Source organism: Bartonella sp. CL25QHWL, from assembly GCF_042195335.1.
Lineage (GTDB): Bacteria > Pseudomonadota > Alphaproteobacteria > Rhizobiales > Rhizobiaceae > Bartonella.
The window spans coordinates 61,529-85,468 of sequence record NZ_JBHIOE010000005.1; the positions used below are offsets into that span (position 1 = coordinate 61,529).

Sequence of the window (23,940 nt, forward strand, 5' to 3'; positions counted from 1 at the left end):
TTAAGATGAATGTTGAGGTTCTCTTGCATCGTCTTCTATCGATGTGGAACAGGGAATGTATCGTGGACGTTCTGTTTTAGTGGTTAAAACTTTAGCGTTTTATCTCTTTCAGTGGTAAGTTTCTCTTGATTCATTAGTGAATGCATTGGGTAAGATGCGTTTTTCGCTTTTTCTTGGGAACATATGTGGGATAAAGTTTTGCCGTAGAGAAATGATTCTATTGTGGGAGATGATTTTCTTGTTTTCTTGAGAGGCTATAAAGGGCTACTTGTATCAGTGTCTTTTATGATGACTTCGTTAAGAGCTTGGGTATTGATATAAGTTAGCTCAGTAATAGAATCATTTTGTATCGCACTTAATCTTTATTGATTATAGAGAGAATCCTATTAGACCGTAAAATATCATCGTTTAAGGCAGTTGATCTATGTAAGGCTTTAAGCATATCGGTGTTTTTTATGAGAATATTTAAGGCAATGGTTGTCTATAGGCTTATATTGTGACATGTGATTCTCCTTAAAAAAATAGAGATCGACATCACATTGATTTATAAAGATCATTTGTTGTTTTGCGCCTTGAATGGAAGGTCTATCGTAGGATTTTCTCATTTCAAATTTCTCTCATGTTGAATCAATGACAATCACTTGCTTTTCGGTCACAAGTGGGGATGGTATGTGAGTAAAAACTCTATAAAAAAGGAAAAAATGTCTATAATGAATACTTTCAAATGTAAGAATTGTTGTAACATTGGGATTAAGTGTATGCTGATGCCAGCGTGCTTTCTTATGAGCAGAAAAGAGACAACCGTTACAAGACAGAAGGTGTACACATTCAATGATCTTTAGTGCTTTTGATTGATAAAGGTACATGAGACTTTTCTATGAATATCACGCTGTCTTTTCATATTTTTGAACTAAGAATTGTCCATATATTTTTCTTATTTTTGTGAATATAAGGGATTTGTTGCGAACAGCTTGTAAAAATAAGTAAACTTAAAACCAAATGTGTTGTGTATGGGGATGAGCAAAGTATTTTATCAAAGCCGGTACGACTCTCCAGTTCATAGCTGGTTTATGAGTGATTTTATGGTGGTGCTTACCTAAGTTTATGATTTTTTTGTTATCTGTTCATTACTAGACAACACATTGATTTATATATATAATTCACTGTTTTCATATTGAATTAGAACCCCGAATAACGTAAGATTCACTCATTTCAAATCTCTCTATCTAGAATCAATCAAAACCACTCGTTTGCACGTCACAAGCGGGATGAGTGTGTGGATAAAATTTGTATAAGAAAGGACTCTTATGAATTGTCTTAAGAGCCAAGGGCTGTAGCGCAACACCCACGAGCTGACAAATATAACGATGGTGCCGGCTTGCTTCTTCACAAACGTAAGAGATGGGGGTGGTGTCAATGGATTTACCGTTATACCTTTCCGGGGGCTGCGAAATGGGCTTGGGTGCCTTGAGAGATGTTTCTTTAAAACAAGCCCGTAATTGGCAACTGGGTGGCGGGCTGTTTTACGTGAGGGGCGTGATCCCATTAAAGAACGCAATAAACATAAAGCGTGAGGCAATAAGTAATCTCCATTATTTAAAAGATATTGCTCTAGATGCTTTTGAAAGCCGTAAAGCTGAATTAAAAAATGATGGTGAGGCTTGTGATTGGTTTTTACACTTACGCCTCCATATTCTCCCTAAATTAGGCTGTCTGCCCGTTTCAGAGATTACGCAAACTGAGATACGCAATACGCTTTCTCCCATTTGGCATGCAAAAGCTGGAACAGCTCAGACAGCACTGAAGCGTCTTAATCTTTGTCTTAAACATACGGTTGCCTTGGGTTTTGATGTTGATTTACAAGAAACGATAAAAGCATGCGCGCTCTTAGGGAAACAACGTCATAAAACGTAAAATAGACCAGCTATGGATTGGAGAGATGTGCCGGTTTTTTATCAGTTACTCTGTAAAACACAAAACATAACACAACTGGCTTTGCGTTTACTTATCCTGACAGGCGTTCATACTAATCCTTTGCGTCATATTCGTGAAGATCAGATTGAAGATGATATATGGACAATTCCTGCTGAGAATATCCAATCTTTAGCGGTTTGTTTGAAACAGAGATTGAGACTTTTAAGAGTTCTATGAATCATTCTAGATTTTATGTGTCCGATTGGAGTAAGAATATTGCGTATATCTCGTAATCTCTGAAATGAGAATATAACCTCATTTGGGAAAAATATAAAATTGAAAGGGCAATGCCAACGTTCATTTTTATTGTTATTTTTTAAGTGAGCGTTACTGCTTTCAAAAGTATTTGGAATGCCTTTTACAGAATGGAGATGATGGTTTTAGTTCATGTTTTTTTTATCGCGTTCTTTAATGGGGGAATGCTTCTCATGCAAAATAGAGCGCCCACGACAAAATATGCTTATGTTGTACCGTCACGCGTTTTTTAAAAGGAATATTTTTCAATATTTGTGCTATCCATTTTATGACGGCGTTTTTGAATGTTATAATGGTTTTGTAGAAGGGTAAATGGTAAAATCTCGGTGTAGTGTATAAACGGCACTATGATCTTTACGCTTAATAAAAATCAAGTCCCGCCCCCTTACACATCTTGCCAGATTCCAATGTCGGTATATCCTTTGGTGCTTGAGACAGTGTCTTGCTCTTTTTGTACAGTTTTTACCCACAGATCAGCCTCGCTTGTGATTGACAAGCAAGTGATTTGATTAATTCAACATGAGAGCAATTTGAAATGAGTAATCTTACCATATTCAAGATTCTAATTTAATATGAATAATGCTAGATTATGATGATTAATCAGTTTGTTATCTATGAAGAAAGAAAATGAGGAGGAATTTGTCGAAAAGTTAGATTGTTTATAGATTGGCGCTGGTTAAGAAACTTTGTCCTTAAGGGCAGAGAGGATGTTAAAAAATAAAACCAGCTTTCGCTGGTTTTATCGAGATATCATCATTATGATGAAAGAGTGTATTACGCAGCGTAGACAGCTTTACTGTTTTCATCTGTTTCTTCTCTCTCAGTTTTAAACTCGCGTTCCGGCTTGTTGGAGAGATGCATCTCTATGAGATTGATAGCTTCTGTTTCAGAAAGACTATTAATAACCGCAATTTCGCGGGCCATTCTTTCAAGAGCAGCTGTATAAAGTTGGCGCTCAGAGTAAGATTGTTCAGGTTGTAGATTAGAGCGGAAAAGATCACGGACCACTTCGGCGATACAAATAAGATCTCCTGAGTTGATTTTGGCATCATATTCTTGTGCACGACGTGACCACATGGTCCGTTTAACACGTGCTTTTCCACGTAAAACTTTTAAGGCACGTTCGACAGAGTCACTAGCAGATAATTTACGCATTCCAACGGAAAGGGCTTTTGCAATGGGGACTTTGACATCCATCTTATCTTTCGCGAAATGAATGACAAAAAGTTTCAATTTATGTCCTGCAACTTCTTGATCTTCAATCGCTATAATTTGTCCTACTCCATGTGTAGGGTAGACGATATATTCAGAGGTTGCAAATTCTTTGGTCTTGGAAGACGTTCCATGTTGGGATGCCATATTTTAGTTTACTCCCTTATGATCAACAAATGTATCGGAAAACAGGTTATAAACCTGAGGGTTGAGTTTTCTTTAACCAAGTATATTGTACCAATTAAGTGAGCATAAAAGCCGAGTACTTTTAAATCCAAAAAAAATACATTGCTTTACTGTAAAAAGCAAAGAAAAATACTTAGAAAGATGATCATGTTAAAATAACACTAACATCAAACTTTAAAAGAATCAATCATTTCGCTTAAGGATTTTTTTATTTTTACAAGAGAAGTCTTTCAGTCGTTGAAGGAGGAGGGTGTACACTGTATCATTACTCTTCGCCACTTCCTGGATTTTCTGAAAAATACTTTTCTAATTTATTTGGAACGCCATCCATTTCTTTTGCTTGAGAAAGGGGATCTTTTCGGGTGGTTAGATTAGGCCATTTGTTTGCATAATGAAGATTAAGTTCTAACCACTTTTCTAATCCTGGTTCTGTATCAGGTAAAATCGCTTCTGCTGGGCATTCTGGCACACAAACACCACAATCGATGCATTCATCGGGGTGAATAACAAGCATATTTTCCCCTTCATAAAAACAATCAACAGGGCAGACTTCAACGCAATCCGTATATTTGCAGTGAATGCAGTTGTCGGTTACTACGTGGGTCAAGATCAAACTCCATTTGTTACTTTAATTCTCTTTAGAGGAAAGTGGGTGCGTGTTTTTATGATTGGTGAGTTGATCGCGTAGTACAGCTAGTTTCGCAAAAGGTGAATCAGGATTAAGGCGCTTTTCTTTGTGAAAAGGCTTATGATTTGCATGTTTTCCTTGGGATTTGTGGAACTTATGAGAGCGTTTTGCTTGTGATAGTGCTTCTTGAGGGGGATTTTCATTTGTGTGTTCCGCTTTTTTTACAGCGTTCTTCGATTTATTTTGCCACTTATTTCCTAATTTATCATGTTTTTTTTGTGCGTGGTGGTGAAATTGATGCTTATAATGCCATAATAAAATAACTTTACCTTCTTCTGTAGAGCGAGGGGATTTGGCAAAATTCCCAACAGGTTCAGCTGCTGGTAAGCGATTGGTTTTATGGAGATGTTTTTCAATACCAGAGGATAAAGTGTTTGGGTATGAGGTATTTTTTTCTTCTCGTGTTGTTTCTAAATCGCTTATTGTTTGCCATTGACTTCCAACGCATTCTGCTGCAGGAACATCTTGCATTGTCCTATTGACAGGGGAAGAGGCTTGGTGTGCAAAGAGATTTTGTTCAAAAACAGTATTGCTTATGCTGTACGATTGATAACCAAGTCCTTTGAGGATTTCTTCCATATCGTTTCCATTGGCCCCAAGAATGGACATCATGGCTGGTGTAACAAAAAAACTTTTGCCATCATAGGCTCCATCGGGTCTGGGATCACTTCCTTGTTTCCAATGAAGTGCGGGGCGGATGAGATTGGCAAGACGTTCTAAAATATCAATCCGTACAGCACGTTGTCCTAAGATTCGGTAGCCGGCTAATTGATAAAATTTGCGGTTATAGGTAGGGTCAACAATCAAAGAGGTTCGACCAGCAGATAATGCTGAAAAAATTTCACCCAAACCAGTTTGATCTTGTCCCGCATTTTGAAGATTCCACAGGAGAGTAATGGCTTGAACCGGAGCAGGTTTAAGCATTCCGGCAACATAGATGTGAAAAGCGCCAAAACGCACGCCTAGACGCCGAAGCACGGCACGTGATTCTTGCGCAAGTTTTTTGACAATGTCTAAAACTTCACGGCGTGGTAAAATCCCTAAAGAGTTAAAAAGTTGTAAAGCAAGACTGTTTGTTGAATCCGTTAAATTATCAGCATTGCGCAAATCAAACAGGGGTTTTAAAGTCGTTTCAAAATGAAAGGTGACAAAGCGTTCTAATCGCTTCACAACGTTATTGCGGGATTCTCCCGTGAGTTGTTCATCTGCTAAAACAATCAGTTTTGGTTTGAAAAAATCTTCTGTTGCTACAAGTTGTCCTACGGGTTGACCAATCCAGCGCACAATTCCATCAGAACTGAGGGTAAAATCTCCATTTGCACAAGCACAAAAACGTGTCGCGCGTTTGGAAAAAGCAAGAATCAAATTCTCATTCTCTGTTGAAATTTGCTTCTCAGCTATTTGATCGGTACTGTTTTTGTTGGCATAAAAACGAAAACCTTCAAATTTACCCCTTCCGTGTTTTTCAATGAGAATATCATCTTGAAGAATCTCATTCTGTTGAACAATCTTGCTATCCATGATCATTTTCTTTCTCAGTGTGACACTGGTCAAAAGCTTTTTGCGACAATTTCATAATGGTGCTCTTTCTTTAACACGTTTGTTGCGTTTGCTTCAATCACTCTTGTCATTTTTTGCTGTTTCTTTGCGCCTTTAAAACTTGAATGATTCTTTTTTTATTCAGTTTTCATTCAGTTTAGATGCTTTATATTTGCAAATTACACTTATTAGTTGTATTGTAAAGCTGAAAGCATGAATAAATTCTTCAATTTAAAAGGAAACGGAATTGGTTATCAAAAAACAGCATTTGTTTTGCGTGATCACTTTATTTTTTTTGCTGTTTTGTCATGAAAAGTGGAGAGAAAGTTTTTTCAAATATTTCATAGGCTAAAAGGCATGTTGTAAAGGCATTTTGCAGGTGAAATTGTGTCTTATGACAAGAAGTTTTACCATGACAGTAAAAAAAACAATTGCGATTATAAAATTACACGTTAAAGTAGTAGGTACAGAAGTTAACAACTTTTGCGTTCTTTTTAAGCAAAGAACAATGATGTCGTTGCCAAATCAATTTTGATAATTTTAATCGCAAGGGGTTATTATGGGTAATCTTTCAAATGCTGTTTATAAAAGCAGCAAAAATTATAGCGATGCAGACAAAAGCTTAGGACGTAATATGATGCGTTCTGCTATGCAAGCACCTTATCTTGAACGACAAAAAGAGCATGATTTGGCTCTGCGGTGGAAAGACAAACGTGATGATGATGCCATGCATCAAATTGCAGCGGCTCATATGCGTTTAGTGATTGCTATTGCTAATCGCTTTAAACGTTTCAAAATGCCATTGGGAGATTTGGTCCAAGAAGGGTATGTGGGACTATTGGAAGCAGCTGCACGTTTTGAACCTGATCGGGAAGTGCGTTTTTCAACGTATGCAACGTGGTGGATACGCGCTTCTATTCAAGATTATATTTTGCGAAATTGGTCAATCGTTCGAGGGGGAACGAGTTCTTCGCAAAAAGCACTTTTCTTTAATCTTCGGCGTTTGCGTGCAAAACTGATACAAGATGATAGTGCTTTGTCAAAACAGGATATTTTTCGCACAATCGCTGAAAAGCTTGGCGTTTCCGTGCGCGATGTTGAAACGATGGATTTTCGTTTTTCCAGTTCTGATAATTCCTTGAGTGTTTCTGTTTCTGAGAATAGTGATAATCCCATTGCTAAGATGGATGTTTTGGTGGATGATAGTCCTCTTCCTGATGCTTTAATTGAGCAAGTCATTGATGGTCAACGGCGTACACAGTGGCTTTACGATGCGTTGCAAATTCTCAACGAACGGGAGTTGGAAATTATTCGCTTTCGTCGCTTAAATGAAGAGGGGGCGACTCTCGAAGTTTTGGGTGAAAAGTTAGGAATCTCGAAAGAGCGCGTGCGTCAAATTGAAGCTAGGGCTTTGCAAAAATTGCGTTCTGCTCTCCTTACGGTTCATTCAGAAGACGCTTACGATATATAAGCAGTGAAATGCTTTGGGGGGGGAGGAGGAAAGAGAATATATTGAGTGGGGGCATATGAGAATATGATGAAGTCAGTTTTAGGGGGGGGCATATTTGTTTAGGAATATGCCTCCTTGGGGGCGCTACTGGTAAACAGAGGAAGACAGGGGGCAGAGTTAGTTGGAGGAAATATGTATCACACGGAGGCCTATAGAGGCATGATGAAATTGGATTTTAAAGTGTTCCTCCTTATTTTCGAATATGCTTTAAGGGGGAGGGCGTGATACAGATAGAAAAGAATTAAAACTGTAGCAGATGAGAAAAAGGGCTTATTCTGTAATAATTTTCACTTTGGTACCTGCGGGTAAAGTTTGCGTTGGTGAGAGGGCGTTGAGGATGCGAAAGAGTTTTTCTTTATATGGTGTGTATTGCATTTTATCTGCAAGATTTGCAACGGTTTCTCCTTGTTTAACACGAACAACACGGATTTTTAAGGGCTGCAATTTTTTTAACTGTGAAGATGAAAGAGAATGAAAGCTTTGTAGCGTTTTTTTGGCAACCTCTGCAAAATTTCGAGAATTATGTGGAGCGGCCGTCAAAAAACGAAAGATGTGGTTGTTGAATGGAATGGCAACCACATCAAATTGCCATTGATCATTGGTAGCATAGGCCTGTGCTCCAAGTAAACTTTGGCTTTGGAATCCTTGACGCGTAAATTCTTGATTGGGGAGCCCTTGAATTGTGATGGGGCGGATAGATGATTGGTCTAGCCCGAGAATCCAGCCGCTTTTCAAATAATCACTCGCAGATATTTCAGCAGGATGTGGAATAGCGTCAAAACGAATCGCAATTTTATCTGGTCCACTGGCCCAAACAGTGTGTGCTGAATGTTCTATTGTAAAATTATTTGGAACAGAAAAAGCTATGCGCAATTGTGGGTGAATAAATTGGTTGCCTCGTACAAAACCTGTATAAAAGCCTCCTCCAAAAATCATGCCATCAATGCTTTTGAGAAAAGAATCATGATCGGATATTGTACTATTCCCTTTACTGATTTTACGCGCTTTTTCTATCGCAAGCCGAATGCGTTGAGGGGTGGTTGGGTGAGAAGCTAGAAAATCTAGAGAGGCATTTTGGGTGCCGGAGATATTACGAAAAGCACTATAGGCTTCCATTGTTTGAAGAAAGCGCGGTGAAGCAAATGGATCATATCCTGATTGTTGGAGCATTTCGAGTGCAAGGGAATCAGCTTCCAGCTCTTGATTGCGGGAAAATTGCGCGAGTTGTTGCTTGTTTTGCATAGGGTTATGAAGTTTTTTGCCAATAGAAGAAAGAAGACGTGAAGACATGTGATTGGTCATCTTTAATTGGGCTTCTTTTTGCAGGCGTAAAATGCCATGATTGGCTCTGATATGTGCTATCTCATGGGCTAAAATGGCTGCAACTTCTGAAGAATCATTGGCTAATGCCAGCATACCACGAGTGATGTAGATCGAGCCATTGGGGAGCGCAAAGGCATTGACAGTTTCTGAGTTTAAAATTGTTACAGAATAGCTTTGATGAGAACTATGTGATGCAACTGCCAGTTTACGGACAATCTTTGCTAAAAGGTGTTCAAGTTTTGCATCATGATAAGCGCCACCATACATTTGCAGAATACGTGGGTGTTGCAGAGCGCTTAATGTGACATAGATATTGTGGTTGTTGGTACGTTTGATCGTTTTAGAAGAAGTGGAAGAAAGCCTATCATTTTGAGAAAGTGGTGTATGACAAGCCGAAAGGAGAAACGTTAAACTTATGAGAGTGGCTTTATACAGGCACGAGCGAAAAAGAAAATTGCGGTGAAAAATGGGGTGCGTTGGACCATGGTGCACATTATTTCTGCGGAGTAATTTGGCAAATTGCATTTGTATCTTTGTATCGTATGTTTCTTTAAGAAAGGCATTAGAGATAAGGATTCGTTTGGCTATATCATGCTTTTTGTTTATAAAAAATGACTCTCACTTATAAAAAGATGCACTGTAAAGAAAATTTTGTGAAAGGCAAAGTATGGCATGACAACATTTACGATATTATTAAATGGGGATGTTCATATCACTGATCGTTTGCTTAATCAAATTCAAAACAGTCGGGTAATTGCTGCTGATGGTGGTATGCGTCATGCGGCAGCGCTTAATGCGACGCCTGAGTTGTGGTTAGGGGATTTTGATTCATCAGATGAGAATTTAATACGTCAATATAGTCATGTTCCGCGTGAAGTTTTTCCCTCTGATAAAGATATGACAGATAGTGCTCTGGCATGTGAAAGAGCGCTGCAAAATGGCGCTAAAAAGCTTATTTTGTGCGGTGCTTTGGGAGGGGAGCGAAGTGATCACAGCCTTTCTCATATAACGCAAGCGTTGATGATGGCTGAAAGGGGTATTTCAGTGTTGTTGACAAGCGGTTTGGAAGAAGGTTGGCCGGTTTTGTCAAAACCTTGTTCGTATGATTTGCCTAAGGGATGTTTGTTTAGTATTATCGGTTTTTCTGATTTAAAAGGTTTAACTCTTAAAGGGGTAAAATGGCCAATTTGTGACAAAAATGTGTCATTTGGCTCTTCTTTAACACTTTCTAACCGTATTTGTGGAACCTTTTCTTGCCATTTAGGTTCTGGAAAAGCTATATTGTTAGTGTCTGTACCTATTCCATAAAGCTCTTCCAATATATTTTGAATAAGGCAGGGGGGGGCCTAGTGATGAAGTGCCGACATAAACGATATATGTATTGATCTTGAGAAGGAAAGGTTTTGATATGTTAAAATCAATTTTTAAAGTGGCCGTTGTTTCAGCCATTGGTTTCAGTTCAGTCGCTTGTACTACAAACGATGAACGCGTTGCACGTTACGGCGTAGGAGGAGCAGCAATCGGTGCTTTGGCTGGAACTGCTATTGCTGGAAGTACGCCTGGAGCAGCACTGACCGGTGCAGCATTTGGTGCTTTGGCTGGAACAGTAACAGGTGCAGCTGCAAATCAAAGAAAACAACAAAGACAGGTATCACAATTGTGCACGTATCGTGGTCGTAGAGGGCATGTTTACCAAGCACCTTGTGGACAGAGAGTTCCTGTACGACAATTATGTGCTTACCGTGATGCAAGAGGGGTGATGTATAAAGCACCTTGTCCGCGCCGCGTTCGTTAATGGCGGTGCCGCTTCTGCGGCTTGACCGCATTTTCTTAAATTTTGGAAAAACGCCTTTGCTCAATCAAGCTTGTTTATCGGTTGAGCAGGGGGCGCGTATTGCGCTGGTCGGCCGTAATGGTTGTGGAAAATCGACCCTATTAAAAATTGCCGCAGGAATATTAGAACCTCATGGTGGCGAAATTTTTCGCCACCCGCGAGTAACGCTCCGTTATGTCTCACAAAATCCGGATTGTTCAGGATTTGAAGATATTAATGCTTATATGGAAGCGGGGCTGGACGATACATCTGATGTCCAGTGGATCAATACGCTTCGCACAAATTTAGGGTTTTCTGGGGCGGAAAAATTGGAAACGCTTTCGGGAGGCGAAAAGCGGCGTGTTTCACTGTTACGGGCCATTGCTGCAAAACCCGATATTTTGTTCTTAGATGAACCAACCAATCATCTTGATTTACCAACCATTGAATGGCTGGAAGCTGTTTTGGCTTCTTTGCGTTCAGCGATTGTGGTGATTTCCCATGATCGGCGATTTTTAGAAAATGTTACGCGGTCAACGGTATGGCTTGATCGTGGCACAACCAAAAGACTGGAAAAGCGTTTTTCTGAGTTTGAAAATTGGCGTGATAAAGCACTGGAAGAAGAAGCCATCGAACAGCATAAATTGGGGCGCCAAATTGCTCGTGAAGAGCAATGGTTGCGTTATGGCGTGAGCGCACGGCGTAAGCGTAATGTACGGCGCTTAGGCGAATTAAAAGACTTAAGACAGCGTCATCAAACCTATAAAGGGCAGCCGGGAAATGCACTTTTGACAGCAGCAAAAAGTCATGATTCTGGGCAATTGGTGCTTGAAGCAAAGAAAATTTCAAAATCCTATGGTGATCGCATTATCGTGAAAGATTTCTCTTTGCGCATTCAGCGGGGTGATCGAATCGGGTTGGTAGGACCCAATGGAATCGGAAAGACAACGCTCCTTTCTGCATTAATTGGGCAAGAAGCCGTGGATAGTGGAACGGTGAGGCATGGCTATAACCTCTCTATGGCATTGCTTGATCAGCAACGTATTTTAAATGAAGAAGAAACTTTAGCGCATTATTTAACGGGGGGAAGAGGTGATACTCTTGTGATCAATGGGCTGGAGCGGCATGTGGTTTCTTATATGAAAGACTTTTTATTTTCACCGGAACAAGCACGCACTCCCCTTAAAGAATTTTCCGGGGGAGAAAGAGCACGCCTCATGCTTGCACGACTTCTTTCTCGTCCTGCAAATTTTTTGATTCTTGATGAACCGACCAATGATTTGGATATGGAAACTTTGGATTTGTTGCAAGAATTTATTGCTGATTTTGCGGGAACTGTATTGTTGGTCAGCCATGACAGAGACTTTTTAGATCGTACTGTAACGCATATGTTGGCACCTCAAGGTGATGGTCATTGGGTTTTGTATGCGGGCGGCTACAGTGATATGATGGCGCAAAACCAGCATGCTCTTCGTTTACAACGCAAAAAAACAGAATTATCGCAGCGTAAAGCACCTTCAAAATCTCATGCGGGAGAGCTTTCAAAGCAGGACACATCAACAGATCATGGCTTGATAGGGCGGGAGAAAAAAACACGAAGTAAATTGTCTTATAAGCAGGTTTATGCATTGGAAAAATTGCCTGAAGAAATTGCTGTTTTGCAGGACGAAATCAAAAAAATTGAGCAAGAACTCTCTGATCCAGCCCTTTATCGCAGTGATAAAGAGCGTTTTGAGCGTTTATCAACAACGTTGGAAAAAAAGAAAAATACTTGCACACAAAAAGAAGAAGAATGGTTAGAGCTTGAAATTTTACGCGAAGAAATGGAAGCGTGTTCACGGTAATGTTTTAGATATTAATATCTAAGCATTTTAATTCGTATTGCATCATCGCTTTTCTTTGATTTGTTACAAGATCTTATGGCTGATTTTGCGCGAACAGTGTTGTTGACGAGTTATGGCAGAGACTTTTTAGATCGCACTGTAACATATAGCACCTCAAGGTGATGGTCATTGGGATTTGTATACGGGGGGACAGTGATATGATAGCGCAAAACAAGCATGCTCTGAGCTTACAAGGCAAAGAAACAAAACTATCTTTGCCGTGAGTTTTTCCAAAATTTCGTATATGGAAATATGCCAGTTCCCTTGCATACTTTGCCAGTCCCCAATGTTGCTACAGCGCCCCTTGGAACTTGAGAGCATTCATAAGAAATATTCCCTTGTCTTTACCTTATGCTTTAAACATACCACCTCCGCTTATGATGGAAAAGCAAATGATCCTCATTGATTCTAACGTAAGAAGTGTTGTGATGAGGAAAGCTTACTGTATTCGACATTATGATTTGAGTTTAAAAATGATGATTTGTTAAGATAAATCAACGTGTTATTGTGACATTGTCTAGGAGGAGAAAATGATGGCAATTAAAACAAAGCGAACAATTTCTACATTGATCGGTTTAGAAGATGCAGCTGAACTGTCTTCTTATTACCTCCGTAATGCGAATCATCTGCATCCTTTTGAACCTGTTAGATCTGACGATTACCATACCCTAACAGCTTGGGAAACACGAGCCAATGCATTTGCTTGTGAAAGTGCACAGGGACAAGCATATCGATATGCTGTACGATTAAAAAATGAAAACACAGTCATCGGTGTTGTGAATTTTACAAATGTGGTTCGGGGTGTTTTTCAAGCCTGTCATCTTGGTTTTTCTCTTGATGAAAAACAACAAGGCAAAGGTCTCATGTTTGAGAGTTTATCGGCTCTAATACGCCATATCTTTCATGTTTATCATCTGCATAGAGTGATGGCAAATTATAGACCTGAGAACATAAAAAGCGAACGTTTATTAAAACGCCTTCATTTTGAAAAAGAGGGCTATGCCAAAGACTATTTGATGATTTCTGGAAAATGGAGAGATCACATTCTAACCTCTCGAATCAATGATCTTTATGAGTCCGTTAATAGATTCCAATAAAGTTTTGTTAAGGGTCTTTTTATCAAATGTGTAAATATGCTGAATTTCTCCCTATCCTCAAAGATTAAGATCTTTAACCACCTCTTCTTTTATAAATAGTTTAGAATCTCGTTTAGCGGATTTCAACTGCTGACCATTTTCATATGTTTCTTTTCGTAGATAATAAATTGATTTATCATCATAATTCATTTTTTTTCAATTTGAAGAGAGTCCTCAATATCGGAAGACTTTCTCACTTCAAATTTATTGATGTTTAATCATAAAAAACACCTCTCTTGCACATCACAAACTGGGTTGGCATACAAGTGAGGGTTTATGTGGATAAACAATGATTGAAGAATAAGAATAAAAATTCTCTGTATAAATCCTTTTAAATGTGAGGGCTGTTGCAATATTGTGTATTCTGTGACCGATAGTCTCGTTACAAGTTACACAAACGGCTTATTGTTGGGTGAAATTTTTATACATTCATTTATTTTTTGCCATTTGTTTTTTGTATTTTCTTTTCTTAAGAAAATTTCCAATGTTATCAATGGTTTTAATTCATACCAAGCGCATTTTTATAAAGTTCAATGATTGCTTCTTCTTCCATTCTTTCATGCTCTTCTTTTTTACGCAGCCGTATAATGCTTCGAACAGCTTTACTATCAAAGCCAGAGCCTTTAAGTTCAGTGTAAACGTCTTTAATATCATCAGAAATGGTTTTTTTCTCTTCTTCTAGTCGTTCAATACGTTCGATAAAAGAGCGTAATTGGTTTACGGATATAGCGTGTGTTTGATCGGTTACTGTATCGTTCATTGTATTTTTCTCCAAGTTATATATTTAAAGTTGTTTTTCGACGACGAATTTATGTTAAAAAAGCTTGAAAATAAAAAGTAAATCAAGCTACACAGCTTTTTTACAAATTGACTTTAAATATTTTGTAAAATTTTTAAGATATATGCATTGATAAAAGGGCTATAAAAAGAAAAATATGAAAATATACGTTTTAGACTTGAAAAGCTTTTAAAAAAGAAATGTGTAATTTGTTTTGAGAATTTGACATTATAGAGGAAGTTTTGTGATTTTAAAAAAACGATATTGGGTGTTTCAGAAAGGATTAAAAGTTTTTCTCTTGAGTATTTTGCTCTTGTTTCCCCTCGTTGTTTTTGCAAAAGCTGACTTTAGAGTGTGTAATACAACCCAACAGTCTGTAGGGGTTGCTCTTGGATATCGTACATTTTCAGGGTGGGTGAGCGAAGGCTGGTGGACGGTACCAGTGACGGAATGTAAAACTTTAATTGAGGGGCCTCTTGCTTCACGGTTTTATTATTTTTATGCGGAAGGGGCACAAAAAAAAGGGAACTGGGCAGGCTCTGTGACCATGTGTGTACAAGATAGCCAATTTACCATTCAAGGGGTTCATGATTGTTTCCCTCGAGGATATCAAAAGGCTGAATTTAAAGAGATCGATACCGGAAATCAAACCAGTTGGATGGTACAGTTGACGGATGAGTCTTTGTTAAACAATTCAGTTATACCTTCTCTTTCAGGAAATTCTCCACCGTGAAACGTGCACGTAAAGTAAAAATTATTGCGACTCTTGGTCCTTCTTCTTTTTCTCGTTTGATGATTGAGAAGCTTTTTAGGGCAGGGGCAGACGTTTTTCGTCTTAATATGAGCCATACTGATCGTGATATGCTGGGTGATTTGGTCAAGTCTATACGAGAAGTTGAAAAAACAGTTCGACGCCCCATTGGTATTTTAGTGGATCTTCAGGGGCCAAAACTGCGTGTGGGGCGTTTTGCTAAGGGGCAAGAAGATTTGCGTGTTGGGCAAAGCTTTACATTAGATAATCGCGATGTTCTTGGTGATGCACAGCGTGTTTTTTTCCCTCATGAGGATGTATTTTCGGCTGTTAAACCAGGGGATCGGTTGTTGATTGATGATGGAAGGGTGGAACTGCGTGCGCAAGTTTGTGATGGTTATTCTGTACAGTGTCGCGTGGTTTCTGGAACCCGTATTTCTGATCGAAAGGGTGTCAGTTTTCCCGATACAATTTTGCCTTTTGATTCGATGACGTCAAAAGATAAGGAGGATCTTCAGGCTCTTTTACAGCAGCCTGTTGATTGGGTTGCTCTTTCTTTTATTCAACGTCCAGAAGATATTATGGCGGTGCGTCGGTTGACGAAAAGCAAGGTGTCTTTGATGGCTAAAATCGAAAAACCTCAAGCCTTGGAGCATATAGAGAAAATTATTGAGGTATCCGATGGTATTATGATTGCACGGGGTGATCTTGGAGTGGAAATGCCCTTGGAAAAGGTCCCTGCACTTCAGATGGAGCTCATAAAAGCTTGTCGTTTAGCAGGAAAGCCTGTTGTGGTGGCAACACAAATGCTCGAATCAATGATTACATCTCCTGTTCCCACACGCGCAGAAGTGTCGGATGTTGCTACAGCAGTTTATGCAGGAACAGATGCGGTGATGTTGTCTGCTGAATCTGCTTCTGGTCGCTATCCTGAAGAAGCTGTGCTTATGATGGACCGAATCGCGCGGCAAATCGAACAGGATCACACTTATGCCGCTCAGGTTGGGGCACAACATCCAGCACCAGAATCAACAGGAACGGATGCGATTTCTCTTGCTGCACGTCAGATTGCTGAAACACTTGCTCTATCCGCTATCGTTGCCTATACGGCTTCAGGAACAACGGGGGTGCGCGCCTCTCGTGAACGCCCTAATAGACCGATTATTGCTTTATCGCCCATTGTGGAAACAGCACGGCGTTTGGCTTTAGTTTGGGGGCTTCATTGTGTGGTCACGCAAGATGCACGGAGTTTAGAGGATATGGTTGATCGTGCAGCAGCTATTGCATTTCAGGAAGGCTTTTGCAAAGGAGGAGATCGCTTCCTTGTGACAGCTGGGGTTCCCCTTGGAACGCCCGGTGCGACAAATCTCTTGCGTATTGCTTCTGTCTCTCAAGATGGAACGAAAGGGATTTGAGCCGTTTACGCATGGTGTTTTTTCATGCGCCTTTGAACAGGCTTTAAAAACAACGGGTGCGCGCCTCTTGTGAATGCCTCCATAGAACCCATTATTCTTTTATCTCCTATCGTAAGATAGCAAGGTGTTGCATTAGGTCGTCCAGTTTGGGGATGGGAGCAGATGCGGTGATGTTGTCTGTTGATTTTGTTTTAGTTCTGAGGAAGCTGCTTTTACGGTAGGGCATTTAATGGGAGCCCCCCTTTTATTTCATTAAGGCATATTGGGGATTGCTTTATTGAGTTTATACGAGCGAGATGTTCATTGATAATGAGAATTTATTCTTTTTCTTTTTGAATGAGAGCCTTGAAATTGTTCTCATTTTAAACTTTTGCAAACAGAATTGAATAAAATTAAAATTATGTGCCTAAAAAATCGTACTGGTATGTTATGAGAAAAAGTGATGGGTGAATGTGTTTTTAAAATATGCTTTGTCTGATCATTTGCAACATATTGATTTATAATGATAATTTATCGTTATTAAACTTGAATTAGAACCCCGAATTCCGTAAAATTCTCTTCAATTTATTTATGTTTTGTTAATTATAACTCTTTGCTTGTACGTCACAAGCGGGTGGGACATGTGGGTAAAAATTGTACAAGAAAGGCATAATTCTTATGAACCGTTTTAAGAGCCAAGGGGGCTGTCGCAATATTGAGGGCTGGTTATAATGATGGTGCCGACTTGCTCTTTTATTAAGCTTGGAGATTTTGGGTGGTGGGGAGAGGAATATGGATTATTTGTTATAAGGATAAAAATAGCGGTAGAGGATGTTTTCAAGAGCTATTATTGTTGTTTATGATGTTTGAGGTTGTATGAGATTAACATACTCTTCGGTTTTGACTTTTTTCTTGCTCTAAAGGATGAAAATACTTAATTCACGCTGGTTTATAAATGATACGGTTCTTTTCGGTGGGTTTCATCGGATGGACATTCTAGGTGCAAAGACTCCATGGTGCTTATATTATTAAATGGCGGTGTTTTACGGTATAATAGATAAGGTTATTTTTTTAATATATTGAATCTGCTTGATATTATCTAGGGGCAAGGATTTTGGACATGCATTCATAGGGAACATGAATATAGCTCTTTTTTTCGAAGGGTGCTTTATTTGTTTGTTGCTGTTGTCATTTATATGATTTTTTTACAATGATGTTGGTTTTGTTATCTTATTGCGCTGTTAAAAGACATCTCATTTGAAATGTGGTGATATAAGGCAGCCTCCTTGATATAGGAAGCGTTTGTGCGGAGGTGAAATATTCAGGGTAGGGCTTTCTTGTTGAGGTTTAAGTTAATCCCATAAGTCGTGAGTAGCTGGAATCCTTCCTATAAGAAACCAGACTGTTTACAGACTGGTGTGGGTTTAAGAATTTTTATCCTGTGAGATGTGGCGGACAAGTCAAGTCTCTGGTTTATTATGCGCTGATGTACTTTTTAGAAATCTTCCTGTTCTTGTTCTTGAATGTTTGTGTGGTTTTGATCATCTTTGAGCAATTGGTTGGTGAGATTTTCAATGCGTTGTGTGGTGTCACGCATAATTTTCCCCATGGTGCGGTCTCTTTCGTTGTGGAGTCGTAAAAGAGCATTGTAGTCTTCTTGTAATTTTTTATTTTCTCGTTTTATTTCTTCCATTTCATCGATAATCATTATGCCAGCCATAACCGATAAACGATGGTCGCCAATTTCACCAAAATTGTTCTTTAAATGTGTGATATATTGATCTAATTGAGCAGCAAGCGCAATAAGACGACGTTCTTGTCCTTTGTCACAAGCCATGCGATAAATTTTACCATCAATGGTAACGGAAACAGTTTCCATACATTCAAACCTTTATCTATCAATGACAACACGAATTGTTTCCATTGCTTTAATAAGACGTTTGGAAACTTCTTTGTTTACGGACTCTAAGCGTTCAATTTGGGCTTCAGCTTTGTCAAGCGCTTGGGCAAGATGGCTGCGGTCAGCATTCATTCGTTGGATTTCTTCTTCCCATTCGTTATTTTTATCAATAACGGCATTACGGTTTATTATGGTGATCTCTAAAGTTCTAAGTGCCTTTTCTAGGTGCTCTAAAGCATCTTGTAGAACTGTAGTCTCTTGGTTCATTGCTTTTATCCTTTGGGTAATTGTATCCTTTATCAATGTGTTATGCAAAAACGAATCACTTTCACTCTTGTGTTGTGTGCATTTTATTTTTAAGTATGTAAGATATTTTAGCAAGCAAAGCAGGGGATAGATATAAATTAAAAGCTGGATTTTTTGCGCGTATTGGCATAAATGACATGGATATACAGGACGCGTGAGGGGAATGTTATTAATGTTATTGAAGTGGTGGCAAAAAGTCTCACGCTAATGGTTAGAAAATAGTATTTCTTGAGAATTTTAAGAGAATACGGAAAAAGCAACAGAATAACGTATTTAACGAAATGGTCGATTATTCATGACAAACACCCACCAACAGAATCAGATGGCCAATGCTATCCGTTTTCTTGCTATTGATGCGATTGAAAAAGCAAATTCTGGTCATCCAGGCTTGCCAATGGGAGCCGCCGATATTGCTACGGTTCTTTATACAAGATTCCTTGCTCATGACCCCAAAAAACCTCGCTGGCCTAACCGTGATCGTTTTGTGTTATCAGCAGGACATGGGTCTATGTTGCTTTATGCTCTCTTGTATCTTTCTGGTTATGAAGATATTGGCATTGAAGATCTCAAAAATTTTCGCCAATTAGGAGCAAAGCTTGCTGGGCATCCAGAATATGGGCATGTGGCGGGAATCGAAACAACGACTGGTCCTCTCGGACAAGGGTTGGCGAATGCCGTGGGGATGGCTCTTGGAGAGCGTTTGCAAAATGCCCGTTTTGGTGATCTTATCAACCATTACACCTATGCGTTGGTGGGCGATGGATGCCTTATGGAAGGGATATCTCAAGAAGCACTTTCCCTTGCCGGTCATTTGAAACTCAATAAGCTTATTGTGTTGTGGGACGATAATAATATTTCTATCGATGGAGAGATTTCCCTTGCTGATAGTACAGATCAGATTGCGCGTTTTAAAGCTTCTGGTTGGGAGACACATAAAGTCAATGGGCATGATCAAGCAGCAATTGCGCGGGCTATTGAGGCGGCACAAAATTCCGATAAACCAACTTTGATCGCTTGTAAAACAACAATTGGTTTTGGAGCACCCAATAAAGCGGGTACCAATAAAGTTCATGGAGCCCCTTTGGGCGCACGAGAAATCGCTGAAACCCGTATCGCTTTAGGGTGGGATGCTGAGCCTTTCGTTATTCCAGCCGATATTCTCGATAATTGGCGCTTGGCTAGTCTCAATGCTGCTAAAAAACGCCAAAAATGGGAAGAAAAATTTGCTGATCTTCCTATCTCAGAGCGTGTGGAGTTTGAAAGATTGATGCGGGGCGATCTCGTGGGCGGATTTGATGGCGCTATTGATACTTATAAACAGAAATTGGTTGAAGAGCGCCCCGTTGTTGCTACGCGTAAAGCTTCGGAAATGGCTCTTGAAGTGATCAATGAGGTCGTTGTTGAGACTATTGGTGGTTCGGCTGATCTAACCGGATCTAATAATACAAAAAGTAGCCAGATGAAAAGTATCTCTGCTGAAGATTTTTCAGGGCGCTATCTGCATTATGGAATTCGCGAACATGCAATGGGAGCTGTGATGAATGGTCTTGCCCTTTATGGCGGCTTTATTCCTTATGGGGGAACCTTTTTATGCTTTTCTGACTATATGCGTCCTGCTATGCGTTTGTCTTCTCTCATGGGGTTGCGGGTGATTTATGTCATGACTCATGATTCTATTGGTCTTGGTGAGGATGGTCCGACCCATCAACCCGTAGAGCATTTGGCTTGCCTGCGTGCAATGCCTAATCATTTTGTGTTTCGTCCTGCCGATGCTATGGAGACAGTCGAGTGTTGGCAATTGGCTTTGAAAGCACGCGGGACGCCTTCTACCTTGGCTTTAAGTCGACAAAATCTACCGCTTTTGCGTCAAGAGTATGAAGAAGAAAATCTCTGTATGCTTGGTGCTTATGAATTCCTAACAGCTAGCGATGATGCACAAGTGACGCTGTTTGCTTCTGGTTCAGAATTGCAAATTGCAGTGGAGGCACATGCGGTGTTAGAAGAAAAAGGCATCCCAACGCGTGTGGTTTCTGTGCCTTGTTTTGAACTTTTTTCTCAACAATCTCTCTCCTATCAGCGTGCTCTCATTGGAGATGCACCGATTAAAATTGCCATTGAAGCTGCTGTCGCCCAAGGATGGGACCGTTTTATTGGCTGTGATGGTGTGTTTATTGGTATGGAGGGCTTTGGGGCAAGTGGAACAATTGATGCCCTTTATGCGCATTTTGGTATTACTTGGGAAAATGTTGTTGCCACCGTTGAAAAAGAGCTGGAAAAGATTAAAGAGGAAAAGACAAAGTGACAGCTTGTGTTGTCATGAATGGGGTGATTGTAGGGCATCATATTCTGTGCAGTATTGTGGATGATCTTGTGCATTATTGTGGATAAGTGAGTGAGTGATCAAGATATTGACATTGTGGGAATTAATGATTTTGGATTGGTGAAATACCCATTTATTGTGTTTTAAATGTTGTGCTTAAAAAATTGATGAGGAAACATGTGAAATGACAGTTCGTGTTGCAATTAATGGGTTTGGTCGTATTGGTCGCAATATTTTACGTGCACTTGTGGAAAGTGGACGACAAGATGTTGAAGTGGTTGCAATTAATGATTTGGGATCGGTGGAAACAAATGCCCATTTATTACGCTATGATTCAGTTCATGGGCGTTTTCCTGGGATCGTTAAGGTGGTAGGGGATGCTATTGATGTGGGAGGTGGTTTAATAAAGGTATGCGCAGAGCGTGATCCTGCTCAATTGCCTTGGAAAGATTTGGATATCGATATTGCTTTGGAATGTACGGGTATTTTTACTGCGCGTGATAAAGCAAGTGCTCATTTAGATGCGGGGGCAAAGCGTGTTCTTATTTCTGCGCCTTCTGAAGGAGCAGATCTTACGGTCGTCTATGGGGTTAATCATCAATCTTTAAGCAGCGAGCATCGCGTTGTTTCAAATGCTTCTTGTACAACCAATTGTTTGGCGCCTGTTGCACAAGTTTTACACAATACGGTCGGCATTGAAAAGGGCTTTATGACAACAATCCATTCTTATACGGGTGATCAACCTGTATTGGATACAATGCATCGGGACCTTTATCGTGCACGTGCGGCAGCTCTTTCTATGATTCCTACCTCAACAGGAGCGGCAAAAGCTGTGGGATTGGTCTTGCCAGAATTAAAGGGATTGCTTGATGGTGTATCGATTCGTGTTCCGACCCCTAATGTTTCTGTGGTTGATTTGACATTTATCGCTAAGCGTTCCACAACAATCGAAGAAATTAATACAGCTATTGCTACTGCTGCACAGGGTTCTTTGAAGGGCGTTTTGGACACTACAGAAGAGAAACTCGTGAGTTGTGATTTTAATCATAATCCTCATTCAGCTATTTTCCACAATGATCAAACCAAAGTGATTGATGGTAAGCTCTGTCGCGTTCTGGTTTGGTATGATAATGAATGGGGCTTTTCTAACCGTATGAGTGATACGGCAGTGGCTTTTGCTAAGACAATATAAGAGGACCTCAGGGTCCTCTTTTTATAGGGAAAAGTCTCATTTTTGTGCAATTTTGAGAAAAACAGATAGAGGCTGTTGTTCTCATGCGCTAGAGAGAAGAGGCTATTGAAAAATTGATGATGTGTTTTGTTTTAATACTGTGTCAATACGTGCTTTTAAAAGATGCATGAAAGAGTAAACTTTTAAAAAGTAAGATCTGAACGAGATACCTTTTGAGAAAACGTTAGAAAACAGAAACAGGAGATGTAAACTCTTTTTCCTAGAAGTAAAAGGAAGCTTTAATAGAGATCAAGTTGAGCCAATGCATTTGTTTGCCACAATGGAATATGAAGATTAAGAGCAATGGTGGGCTTTTGTACATTTGACGATAAAAGCTTTGGATTTTTATTAAGCAAAGGGTGAGAGATAGGCTGTCGTGGATCTCTTGTAAAAGCAAAGAGGGGGATAAGTGGAAAGAAAAGTGGGCAGGGTTGTTGGATGCGTTTTTATTTGAAACAATGGAAAGTGAAGAGGAAGCAGTGATGGGGTTTCGTACACTTGATGATGTTGATGTTTTGGGCAAACGTGTTCTGGTGCGCGTAGATTTTAATGTTCCTATGGCACAGGGCAAAGTTTGTGACGAGACGCGTCTTGTACGGCATAAAGAGACACTCATTGAGCTACAAAAGTGTGGTGCTAAACTTATTCTGCTTTCTCATTGTGGTCGCCCCAAAGGAAAGGTAGAGCAAGAGTTTTCACTTCGTCCTGTTGTGCAAGTGCTGGAAAAGATCATTAATCAGCCGGTTGCTTTTGCTCCGGACTGTATCGGTTCGGCGGTGCAGGTTGCAGTTGAGTCATTACAAAATGGTGGTGTTTTACTGCTTGAAAATGTTCGTTTTTATGCTGGTGAAGAAAAGAATGATTGTTCTTTTGCAGAAGCTTTGGCTCATAATGGAGATCTCTATGTTAATGATGCTTTTTCAGTTTCTCATCGTGCCCATGCTTCGGTGGAGGGAATAACGCATTTGTTGCCTTCTTATGCAGGACGCTCTTTGCAAGGTGAATTGCAGGCATTAGAAAAAGGACTTGGCAATCCAGCACGTCCTGTGGTTGCCCTTGTGGGAGGAGCAAAGGTTTCTAGTAAGCTTTTTGTGCTCAATCATTTGGTGGAAAAAGTTGACTCCTTAATTATTGGTGGGGGGATGGCTAACAGTTTTTTAGCTGCACAAGGTATCCATGTAGGAAAATCACTGTGTGAACATGCATTGATGGAAACGATAAAAAAAATCATTAAAAAAGCGCAAGAGTGTCACTGTACGCTTCTGCTCCCTCAGGATGCTGTCGTTGGATTTCGTTTTGAAAAAGATGCACCGCATCGTCTTTATGACATTGAAGATATTCCACAAGATGGCATGATATTGGATATTGGGACGCGCTCTATTGCGCATATCAATGCTGCGATAGATGAAGCTGCTACTCTTGTGTGGAATGGACCCCTTGGTGTTTTTGAGATGTCTCCCTTTGATAAGGGAACCATTGCCGTTGCACGCCATGCAGCAGAACGTAGTTTGACGGGAAAGTTGGTTTCAATTGCGGGAGGGGGCGATACGGTTTTTGCCCTTAATCATGCCGGTGTTGCCAATGATTTTACTTATCTTTCGACTGCTGGAGGAGCTTTTTTGGAATGGATGGAAGGAAAGACTCTTCCTGGTATTCTTGCCCTCATGCAGGCTTAAAGGGCTTCTTTGAAGGGAAGGTTAAAGAAAAACTATACAGTCGTGTAGAGTGTTTTTTGATAGTG

General features: G+C 39.9%; 17 protein-coding genes and 1 pseudogene. 11 read left to right on the forward strand and 7 right to left on the reverse strand.

The genetic code is table 11. From position 1 onward, the window contains the following. Positions 1 to 1,378: 1,378 nt before the first annotated feature. Positions 1,379 to 2,100: pseudogene (locus ACFILY_RS04090) on the forward strand (tyrosine-type recombinase/integrase); the annotation flags it as partial. A gap of 903 nt (positions 2,101 to 3,003) precedes the next feature. On the opposite strand, the gene ACFILY_RS04095 reads toward ACFILY_RS04090, so the two are convergent. The 3 genes from ACFILY_RS04095 to ACFILY_RS04105 all read right to left on the reverse strand — a co-directional run bounded on the left by ACFILY_RS04095 (position 3,004) and on the right by ACFILY_RS04105 (position 5,836). Continuing rightward, complete coding sequence (locus tag ACFILY_RS04095; protein WP_273790499.1) at positions 3,004 to 3,588, reverse strand: CarD family transcriptional regulator; 585 nt, start codon at positions 3,586 to 3,588, stop codon at positions 3,004 to 3,006. 304 nt (positions 3,589 to 3,892) lie between these two features. Beyond that, positions 3,893 to 4,234 carry a ferredoxin FdxA gene (fdxA, locus tag ACFILY_RS04100; RefSeq protein ID WP_273790498.1) on the reverse strand — a complete coding sequence of 114 codons (342 nt, stop codon included), beginning with the start codon at positions 4,232 to 4,234 and terminating at the stop codon, positions 3,893 to 3,895. A 21-nt stretch (positions 4,235 to 4,255) separates the two neighbouring features. Further along, positions 4,256 to 5,836, reverse strand: a complete 1,581-nt coding sequence (locus tag ACFILY_RS04105; RefSeq protein ID WP_375630916.1) for a hypothetical protein — start codon at positions 5,834 to 5,836, stop codon at positions 4,256 to 4,258. A 577-nt stretch (positions 5,837 to 6,413) separates the two neighbouring features. On the opposite strand from ACFILY_RS04105, the gene ACFILY_RS04110 reads away from it, so the two are divergent. Beyond that, positions 6,414 to 7,325 carry an RNA polymerase factor sigma-32 gene (locus tag ACFILY_RS04110; RefSeq protein WP_015856975.1) on the forward strand — a complete coding sequence of 304 codons (912 nt, stop codon included), beginning with the start codon at positions 6,414 to 6,416 and terminating at the stop codon, positions 7,323 to 7,325. A 309-nt stretch (positions 7,326 to 7,634) separates the two neighbouring features. On the opposite strand, the gene ACFILY_RS04115 is transcribed toward ACFILY_RS04110, so the two are convergent. After that, the gene (locus tag ACFILY_RS04115; protein ID WP_375630917.1) at positions 7,635 to 9,212 is read right to left on the reverse strand and encodes a M48 family metalloprotease; all 1,578 of its coding nucleotides are present in this window, start codon (positions 9,210 to 9,212) and stop codon (positions 7,635 to 7,637) included. A 147-nt stretch (positions 9,213 to 9,359) separates the two neighbouring features. On the opposite strand from ACFILY_RS04115, the gene ACFILY_RS04120 reads away from it, so the two are divergent. The 4 genes from ACFILY_RS04120 to rimJ all read left to right on the forward strand — a co-directional run bounded on the left by ACFILY_RS04120 (position 9,360) and on the right by rimJ (position 13,480). Further along, positions 9,360 to 9,995 (forward strand): thiamine diphosphokinase, encoded by a 636-nt coding sequence (locus ACFILY_RS04120; RefSeq protein ID WP_273790494.1) that lies wholly within the window; start codon positions 9,360 to 9,362, stop codon positions 9,993 to 9,995. 100 nt (positions 9,996 to 10,095) lie between these two features. Beyond that, a complete protein-coding gene (locus ACFILY_RS04125; RefSeq protein ID WP_273790493.1) occupies positions 10,096 to 10,482 on the forward strand; it encodes a hypothetical protein in 387 nt (128 codons plus the stop codon). Next, entirely contained in the window at positions 10,482 to 12,344 is a 1,863-nt protein-coding gene (locus ACFILY_RS04130) for an ABC-F family ATP-binding cassette domain-containing protein (RefSeq protein ID WP_273790552.1), read from the forward strand. Before ACFILY_RS04125 ends, ACFILY_RS04130 begins: the two co-directional genes overlap by 1 nt. A gap of 572 nt (positions 12,345 to 12,916) precedes the next feature. Continuing rightward, positions 12,917 to 13,480, forward strand: coding sequence for a ribosomal protein S5-alanine N-acetyltransferase (gene rimJ / locus ACFILY_RS04135; protein ID WP_375630918.1), 564 nt, complete (start codon positions 12,917 to 12,919; stop codon positions 13,478 to 13,480). A 538-nt stretch (positions 13,481 to 14,018) separates the two neighbouring features. Here rimJ and ACFILY_RS04140 read toward each other — a convergent pair. Further along, a complete protein-coding gene (locus ACFILY_RS04140) occupies positions 14,019 to 14,279 on the reverse strand; it encodes a DUF2312 domain-containing protein (RefSeq protein WP_005774567.1) in 261 nt (86 codons plus the stop codon). A 262-nt stretch (positions 14,280 to 14,541) separates the two neighbouring features. Here ACFILY_RS04140 and ACFILY_RS04145 point away from each other — a divergent pair, with 262 nt between their 5' ends. Together ACFILY_RS04145 and pyk are read left to right on the forward strand one after the other, a co-directional pair. Next, positions 14,542 to 15,030 carry a DUF1036 domain-containing protein gene (locus tag ACFILY_RS04145; RefSeq protein ID WP_273790491.1) on the forward strand — a complete coding sequence of 163 codons (489 nt, stop codon included), beginning with the start codon at positions 14,542 to 14,544 and terminating at the stop codon, positions 15,028 to 15,030. Further along, complete coding sequence (gene pyk, locus ACFILY_RS04150) at positions 15,027 to 16,463, forward strand: pyruvate kinase (protein ID WP_375637566.1); 1,437 nt, start codon at positions 15,027 to 15,029, stop codon at positions 16,461 to 16,463. Before ACFILY_RS04145 ends, pyk begins: the two co-directional genes overlap by 4 nt. A gap of 1,474 nt (positions 16,464 to 17,937) precedes the next feature. On the opposite strand, the gene ACFILY_RS04155 is transcribed toward pyk, so the two are convergent. Then, positions 17,938 to 18,321, reverse strand: coding sequence for a cell division protein ZapA (locus tag ACFILY_RS04155; RefSeq protein WP_273790489.1), 384 nt, complete (start codon positions 18,319 to 18,321; stop codon positions 17,938 to 17,940). Positions 18,322 to 18,333: 12 nt separating this feature from the next. Next, positions 18,334 to 18,609, reverse strand: coding sequence for a DUF4164 domain-containing protein (locus ACFILY_RS04160; protein ID WP_005774573.1), 276 nt, complete (start codon positions 18,607 to 18,609; stop codon positions 18,334 to 18,336). A 334-nt stretch (positions 18,610 to 18,943) separates the two neighbouring features. On the opposite strand from ACFILY_RS04160, the gene tkt reads away from it, so the two are divergent. The 3 genes from tkt (at position 18,944) to ACFILY_RS04175 (ending at position 23,875) form a co-directional block, all read left to right on the forward strand. Then, the gene (gene tkt / locus ACFILY_RS04165) at positions 18,944 to 20,950 is read left to right on the forward strand and encodes a transketolase (protein WP_375637567.1); all 2,007 of its coding nucleotides are present in this window, start codon (positions 18,944 to 18,946) and stop codon (positions 20,948 to 20,950) included. A gap of 202 nt (positions 20,951 to 21,152) precedes the next feature. Beyond that, positions 21,153 to 22,160: a type I glyceraldehyde-3-phosphate dehydrogenase gene (gene gap / locus ACFILY_RS04170; RefSeq protein WP_375611739.1), complete on the forward strand. Its 1,008-nt coding sequence runs from the start codon at positions 21,153 to 21,155 to the stop codon at positions 22,158 to 22,160. Between the two features lie 521 nt (positions 22,161 to 22,681). Continuing rightward, positions 22,682 to 23,875, forward strand: a complete 1,194-nt coding sequence (locus ACFILY_RS04175) for a phosphoglycerate kinase (RefSeq protein ID WP_375630978.1) — start codon at positions 22,682 to 22,684, stop codon at positions 23,873 to 23,875. Positions 23,876 to 23,940: the final 65 nt, after the last annotated feature.

Coding starts and splice junctions, on each gene's coding strand:
- gap (WP_375611739.1), top strand. CDS start 21,153: ATGACAGTTCGTGTTGCAATTAATGGGTTTGGTCGTATTGGTCGCAAT.
- ACFILY_RS04140 (WP_005774567.1), bottom strand. CDS start 14,279: ATGAACGATACAGTAACCGATCAAACACACGCTATATCCGTAAACCAA.
- rimJ (WP_375630918.1), top strand. CDS start 12,917: ATGGCAATTAAAACAAAGCGAACAATTTCTACATTGATCGGTTTAGAA.
- ACFILY_RS04110 (WP_015856975.1), top strand. CDS start 6,414: ATGGGTAATCTTTCAAATGCTGTTTATAAAAGCAGCAAAAATTATAGC.
- ACFILY_RS04125 (WP_273790493.1), top strand. CDS start 10,096: ATGTTAAAATCAATTTTTAAAGTGGCCGTTGTTTCAGCCATTGGTTTC.
- ACFILY_RS04130 (WP_273790552.1), top strand. CDS start 10,482: ATGGCGGTGCCGCTTCTGCGGCTTGACCGCATTTTCTTAAATTTTGGA.
- ACFILY_RS04155 (WP_273790489.1), bottom strand. CDS start 18,321: ATGGAAACTGTTTCCGTTACCATTGATGGTAAAATTTATCGCATGGCT.
- ACFILY_RS04120 (WP_273790494.1), top strand. CDS start 9,360: ATGACAACATTTACGATATTATTAAATGGGGATGTTCATATCACTGAT.
- tkt (WP_375637567.1), top strand. CDS start 18,944: ATGACAAACACCCACCAACAGAATCAGATGGCCAATGCTATCCGTTTT.
- ACFILY_RS04160 (WP_005774573.1), bottom strand. CDS start 18,609: ATGAACCAAGAGACTACAGTTCTACAAGATGCTTTAGAGCACCTAGAA.
- ACFILY_RS04175 (WP_375630978.1), top strand. CDS start 22,682: ATGGGGTTTCGTACACTTGATGATGTTGATGTTTTGGGCAAACGTGTT.
- ACFILY_RS04115 (WP_375630917.1), bottom strand. CDS start 9,212: ATGCAATTTGCCAAATTACTCCGCAGAAATAATGTGCACCATGGTCCA.
- ACFILY_RS04105 (WP_375630916.1), bottom strand. CDS start 5,836: ATGGATAGCAAGATTGTTCAACAGAATGAGATTCTTCAAGATGATATT.
- ACFILY_RS04095 (WP_273790499.1), bottom strand. CDS start 3,588: ATGGCATCCCAACATGGAACGTCTTCCAAGACCAAAGAATTTGCAACC.